This window comes from Acidovorax sp. KPB24-03 (genome assembly GCF_057546605.1).
Genome location: NZ_BAAJYR010000201.1, coordinates 1 through 6,306 on the forward strand (window position 1 = coordinate 1; position 6,306 = coordinate 6,306).

Here is a 6,306-nt window from a genome sequence, read left to right on the forward strand (position 1 = left end):
GCCCTTCTTGATCGCGTCCTGGTGCGAGCCCGAGAACGAGGTGAACACCAGGTCGCCCACGTACGGGTGGCGCGGGTGCACGGGCAGCGCGGTGCATTCCTCGGCCACGCGCGCCACGGCGTTGATGTCGGAGAAGTCGAGCCCCGGATGCACGCCCTGCGTGTAGAGGTTGAGCGCCACCGTCACCACGTCGAGGTTGCCGCTGCGCTCGCCATTGCCGAAGAGGCAGCCTTCCACGCGCTGGGCGCCGGCCATCATGGCCAGCTCGGCCGCCGCCACGCCGGTGCCGCGGTCGTTGTGCGGGTGCACCGAGAGCACGATGTGCTCGCGGGGGCTCAGGCGCCGGTGCATCCACTCGATCTGGTCGGCGAACACGTTGGGGGTGGCGTTTTCCACCGTGGTGGGCAGGTTGATGATGATCTCGCGACCCGGGCCCACGCCCCAGGCGGCGATGGCGGTCTGGCAGGCTTCGAGCGAGACTTCCAGCTCGGTTGCGCTGAAGGTTTCGGGCGAATACTGCAGCGTCCAGCGGGTTTCGGGCTGGGCATCGGTCAGGCGCTTCAGGTGCGAGACGTGCTGGTCGATGAACGCCATCACCTGCGTCACGTTCATGCCGAATACCACGCGCCGCCACACGGGCGCGGTGGCGTTGTACAGGTGCACGATGGCGCGCGGCGCGCCGCGCACAGCCTCGACAGTGCGCTCGATGAGGTCGGCGCGCGACTGCGTCATGACCATCAGGGTCACGTCGTCGGGCACAAGGCCTTCGTCGATGAGGCGGCGCACGAAGTCGTAGTCGGTCTGCGATGCGGCAGGAAAGCCCACCTCGATTTCCTTGAAGCCGATGCGTACCAGTTCGTGGAACAGCTTCATCTTGCGCTCGCCGTTCATCGGCTCGAACAGTGCCTGGTTGCCGTCGCGCAGGTCGGTGGACAACCAGATGGGAGCGCGGGTGATGGTCTTGGAAGGCCAGGTGCGGTCGGCCAGCGCGATGGGGGCGATGGGCTGGTACTTGGTAGCGGGCTTGGAAATCATGAGAGGCTCCACGAACGGTGTGTGCCGTGCTGCAAGGCAGCGCTGGGGCACGGGTCGAATCAACGGTGAACGGTGAACGACATCCCCTGCAGCCCTCCACCATGGGTGGAGGCTGGTTCGCGGGCCGGGGTCAGGGGGAAATCGGTGTTGCGCTTTTAGGCAACGGTGATGGCGAACGCAGGCAGACCCCGGCCAGGCACTAGGCCTAGCGATAGTGGGGATAGCAGCAGATTGCGTTGCATAGCGGCAAATCCTAGCACAGGACGATCAAATCCCGTCCACAGGCGCCAAAACGCCACAAAAACTGATTAACAATGGGTCATACATTTCGCACGTTCTTGCATTTGTAAAGGGCGTGCCGGTTCTTCTGCATCGGTTCGTCCGGGCGCGTTGACGCCCTTGTCTGCTGTCTGCCCTCCACAGGAGCACGTTCCATGAAACGCCGTGTATTCACCACCCGCCTGGGCGCCTCGCTGGCCCTTCCCTGGATCGGCTCGACCGCTCGCGCGGCCCCTCCCGTCATCGTCGGCATGGTGGCGCCGCTGACCGGAGGCAATGCCGCCGAAGTGGGCAAGCAGGTGGTACTGGGGGTGGAAACCTATTTTGCCGAGGCGCAAAAGAGCCAGGCATTTCCCGGCCTGGAGGTGCGGCTCGTCGTGGAAGACGATGAATTCAAGCCCGAGAAGACGCTGGCCGGCGCCCGCAAGCTGCTGGCCATGAAGCCCGCCGCGCTGATCTCTTTCGCCACCAGCAACACCCAGGCGCTGATCGAGGCCAAGCTGCCGCAGGACAGCGGCGTGCCGCTGTTTCCCACGCGCTCGGGCTCGCAGGTCATCCGCGAGCCGGTGAACCCCTACGTCTTTCACGTGCGCGCCGGCTACAGCACGGAGCTGACCAAGCTGGTCGCGCAGATGGGCGACGCCATCGGCATGACCAAGTTCGCGGCGCTCTACCAGAACGACGCCTATGGCGAAAAGGGCCTGGAGGCGCTCACGGCGGCCCTGTCGAAGCGCAAGCTGTCACTGGTCGCCAAGGAGCCCTACGAACGCACCTCGTCGGACATCCAGCCCGCGCTGGCCAAGCTGCTCAAGGCCGATGCGCAGGTGATCGTGATGGTGGCGGGCCAAGCCGCGGGCAGCGCCTTCGTGAAGGCCTACCGCGCGGCCGGCGGGCATGCGCAGGTGGTCGGCATCTCCGACCTCGACCCCGTGAAACTGGTGGACGCCGTGGGTGCGGAAAACGCCCGCGGCGTGGGCATGACACAGGTGTTCCCGGCGCTCACCAACCAGTCGATTCCGGTAGTGCGCGAATTCCGCCAGGCCATGCAGGCGGCGCAGCAGAGCGCCAGCATCGCCTCGCTGGCGGCGTTCGAAGGCTTCCTCGTGGCCAAGACCATCGGCCAGGGAATCAAGGCCGTGCCGCGCAGCGGCAGCGGGGGCGTGGATGGCCGGGCGCTGGCCGAGACGCTGTCGCGCCTGCCGCGCATCGATCTGGGCGGCTACGAGGTGTCGTTCCTGAACAACCGGCGCGAAGGCAGCCTGTTCACGGAAATCGCCATCCTCGACAGCTTCGGGCGCGCGCGCTACTGACCAAAGCCGGGGCCCCTGAGCCCAGGGCATCCCCGCGAAACGGGGCCCGGAGCGGTGCTAAACGCCCGCGGTGGCCTTCGCCACCGCCGCGCCGTGCTGCGCGAACCACTTGCCCAACGCGGGCCGCGCGCAGCGCTGCAGGCCCATGAGCAGGGCATGCGCGGGGTCGCCACCCCCCCAGCGGGTGCGCAGGTCGTGCTGGATGCGGCCCAGCAGCGCCGCGGCCATCTCCGCATCGGCCAGGGCCCGGTGGGCCCGCTCTGCGCGCGGCAGGTCCAGGTGGCCCACGATGGTGCCCAGCTGGTGGCTGGGCGCCTCCGGGTACAGGCGCCGCGACAGGAGCACGGTGCACGCGAAGGCATGGGGCGCCGGAAGGTCCGCACACTGCAACTCGGCCGCCCAGAACTTGCTGTCGAACGATGCGTTGTGCGCCACCATGGGCGTGTCGCCCACGAAGCGCGCCGCCTCGCGCATGACCTGCGCCGCATCGGGCGCGGCGGCCACCATCGCATTGGTGATGCCCGTCAGCTGCGTGATGAACGAGGGAATCCACGCGCCGGCATTCATCAGGCTCTGAAAGCGGTCCACCACCTGGCCGTTGTCCAGCAGCACGATGGCCACTTCGGTCGCCCGCGCGCCCTGGCCGGGCGAGATGCCCGTGGTTTCGAAATCGATGACGGCGATGAGGGACATGGCGGGGCGGCAAAGGGGTCGGCGTGCGGAATGCCCGCATTTTCGGCGAAGTGCCCGGACCGGCCTACGCGAAGGCGCCGCCAAGGCGCGCGGCAGGGGGCTCACTCCGTGTCGCCTTCCCCGCCGCCGGCCCGGCCCCGGTCCGACAGCGCCTGCGCCACGAAATCGACGAAGGCCCGCACCCGCGCCGCGGACTGGTGGCGCTGCGGGTACACAGCGTGGATGTCGGCATCGGGCGTGCTGTAGGCGGGCAGCACCGGCACCAGTTGCCCGCTGCGCAGGTGGCGCTCGATGTCCCACTCGGCCCGCATCAGGATGCCGTGCCCTTCCAGGGCCCAGCGCACGGCGATCTCGCCGTCGTTGGTGGTGAGGCTGCCGCGCGTCTTCACCGACTCGGTGACCGCACGGCGCCCGCGGCCACGCGTGAGCCGCCACACGCCGTAGGCCTCCTCGCCCTGGCGGATGCCCAGGCAGTTGTGGTGCACCAGGTCGTTGGGCACCTTCGGCGTGCCGTGGCGCGCCAGGTAGTCGGGCGATGCGCACAGCAGCCGCCGGTTGTGCGCCAGGTGCCTGGCGATCACGCGCGCCTCGGGCGGCGCGCCGAATCGGATGCACACGTCGAACGCGTCGTCGGTGAGCGCGGGCGGGTTCACGGACAGCTGCAGTTGCACCTGCACCTGCGGATGCAGGCGCGCGAAGCGCGAGATGAGCGGCGCGATGTGGCGGCGCCCGAACCCCAGCGTGGCATTCACCCGCAGCAGGCCTTTCGGCGTCGCGCGCGACAGGCCCAGCAGCTCTTCCAGGTCGTGGATCTCGCCCAGGATGCGGCGCGCGTGCGCCAGGTACAGCTCGCCCTCGGGCGTGAGGCCCATGCGGCGCGTCGTGCGGTTGACCAGCGGCACGCCCACGCGCGCCTCCATCAGCGCCAGGTGCTTGCTGACGGCCGGCGTGGTGATGCCCAGCTCGCGCGCGGCGGCGCTCAGGCTGCCGCAACTGGCCAGCACCGAGAAAAATCCCAGGTCGGCCGGCTGGATGGCGGGAAGGGCGTGGGCGGCAGGCATGGGCAGGCGGCAGGAAAAAAACCGGGTGGGCGGGCGGCTGGATTGTTGAATCCAGGTGAACAATGGTTTCACTATAGCCCCGCGCCGAAAGGCCGGCGGTGCCTAGAGTGGCGCGGTCCCCAACGCTTTTCGACCGAACCACCCATGACCACCTACGCCATCGCCACCATTCCCGGAGACGGGATCGGCAAGGAAGTGATTCCCGCCGGCCGCCAGGTCCTGCAGGCCCTGGCCGCCACCGACGAGACGCTGCACTTCGAGTTCGAAGACTTCGACTGGGGCGGCGACCACTACCGCGCGCACGGCGCCATGATGCCGGCCGACGGGCTGGACGCGCTGCGCGGCAAGGACGCCATCCTGTTCGGCTCGGCGGGCGATCCGCACATTCCCGACCACATCACCCTGTGGGGCCTGCGCCTGAAGATCTGCCAGGGCTTCGACCAGTACGCCAACGTGCGGCCCACGCGCATCCTGCCGGGCATCGACGGACCGCTCAAGCGCTGCACGCCCGAGCAGCTGGACTGGGTGATCGTGCGCGAGAACTCGGAGGGCGAATACTCCGGCGTGGGCGGCCGGGTGCACCAGGGCCACCCGATCGAGGCCGCCACCGACGTGTCGATCATGACCCGCGTGGGCGTGGAGCGCATCCTGCGCTACGCCTTCCAGCTCGCCCGGTCGCGCCCGCGACGGCAGCTCACCGTGATCACCAAGAGCAACGCCCAGCGCCACGCGATGGTGATGTGGGACGAGATCGCGCTGGAGGTCTCGCGCGACTTTCCCGACGTGGCCTGGGACAAGGAGCTGGTGGACGCCGCCACGGCCCGCATGGTGAACCGCCCGGCCACGCTGGACACCATCGTCGCCACCAACCTGCATGCCGACATCCTGAGCGACCTGGCCGCCGCGCTGGCGGGCAGCCTGGGCATCGCACCGACCGGCAACATCGACCCCGAACGGCGCTATCCCTCGATGTTCGAGCCCATCCACGGGTCGGCCTTCGACATCATGGGCCAGGGCCTGGCGAACCCCGTGGGCACGTTCTGGTCGGCCGTGATGCTGCTCGAACACCTGGGCGAGGCGGACGCCGCCCGGCGCCTGATGCGGGCCATCGAACACGTCACCGCGGACCCGGCCCTGCACACGCGGGACCTGGGTGGCCAGCCACCACGGCCCAGGTCACGCAGGCGGTGTGCGACCACTTGGCCGGCACCCGCCAGGCGCAGCGGCGGGCCGCCTGAAATCCTTTTCTTTCATTCATCCGTTCCGTCCTTCGCCCGACCGCGCCGCGGCGGGCCATCCCCCAGGCGCCGCAGAGCGCTCTCCCAGGAGACCAGCATGGCCCCGAAACTTTTCCCCGCGCGCCAGCGGCGGCAGGTGCTGCTGCACGCTTTCGCGGCCGCCCTCCCGGTGCTGACCAGCGGCCGCGCCCTCGCCCAGGCCGCCTGGCCCACCAAGACCATCAGCCTGACGGTGCCCTTTCCGGCCGGCGGCACCACCGACGTGCTGGCGCGGGCGCTGGCCGACCGGCTGACGGTGTCGCTCGGCCAGCCCGTCATCGTGGAGAGCCGCCCGGGGGCCGGCGCCACCATCGGCGCCGACTACGTGGCCCGGTCCAGGCCCGACGGCTACACCCTGCTGATGGGCGCGGTGCACCACACCATCGCCACCAGCGTGTACAAGAAACTGCCCTACGACTTCCAGAAGGACCTGGCCCCCATCACCACGGTGGCGCTGGTGCCCAACGTGCTGGTCGTCCACGCCGACAACCCGGCCAGGACCGTGGCCGACCTGGTGGCCCAGGCCAAGGCGCAGCCGGGCAAGCTGACCTTCGGCTCCAACGGCAACGGGACCGCGCAGCACCTGATCGGCACGCAGTTCCAGGGCCTCACCGGCACGTCGATCGGCCACATTCCCTACAAGGGCAGCGG

At 69.3% G+C, this 6,306-nt stretch carries 5 protein-coding genes and 1 pseudogene; 3 read left to right on the top strand and 3 right to left on the bottom strand.

From position 1 onward, the window contains the following. A partial coding sequence (locus tag AC27KI_RS17015) for a 2-isopropylmalate synthase (protein ID WP_487114884.1) occupies positions 1-1,035 on the bottom strand: 1,035 nt, incomplete at its 3' end. A gap of 434 nt (positions 1,036-1,469) precedes the next feature. On the opposite strand from AC27KI_RS17015, the gene AC27KI_RS17020 reads away from it, so the two are divergent. Beyond that, positions 1,470-2,624, top strand: coding sequence for an ABC transporter substrate-binding protein (locus tag AC27KI_RS17020; protein WP_487090750.1), 1,155 nt, complete (start codon positions 1,470-1,472; stop codon positions 2,622-2,624). A gap of 57 nt (positions 2,625-2,681) precedes the next feature. Here the strand turns inward: AC27KI_RS17020 and AC27KI_RS17025 are convergent, their stop codons facing one another. Together AC27KI_RS17025 and AC27KI_RS17030 are read right to left on the bottom strand one after the other, a co-directional pair. Beyond that, positions 2,682-3,317 (bottom strand): 3'-5' exonuclease, encoded by a 636-nt coding sequence (locus AC27KI_RS17025; RefSeq protein ID WP_487114886.1) that lies wholly within the window; start codon positions 3,315-3,317, stop codon positions 2,682-2,684. A 101-nt stretch (positions 3,318-3,418) separates the two neighbouring features. Continuing rightward, positions 3,419-4,378 (bottom strand): LysR family transcriptional regulator, encoded by a 960-nt coding sequence (locus tag AC27KI_RS17030; protein WP_487114888.1) that lies wholly within the window; start codon positions 4,376-4,378, stop codon positions 3,419-3,421. A 144-nt stretch (positions 4,379-4,522) separates the two neighbouring features. Between AC27KI_RS17030 and AC27KI_RS17035 the strand changes: the two are divergent. Next, a pseudogene (locus AC27KI_RS17035) lies at positions 4,523-5,616 on the top strand (tartrate dehydrogenase). Between the two features lie 97 nt (positions 5,617-5,713). After that, a partial coding sequence (locus AC27KI_RS17040; protein ID WP_487114890.1) for a Bug family tripartite tricarboxylate transporter substrate binding protein occupies positions 5,714-6,306 on the top strand: 593 nt, incomplete at its 3' end.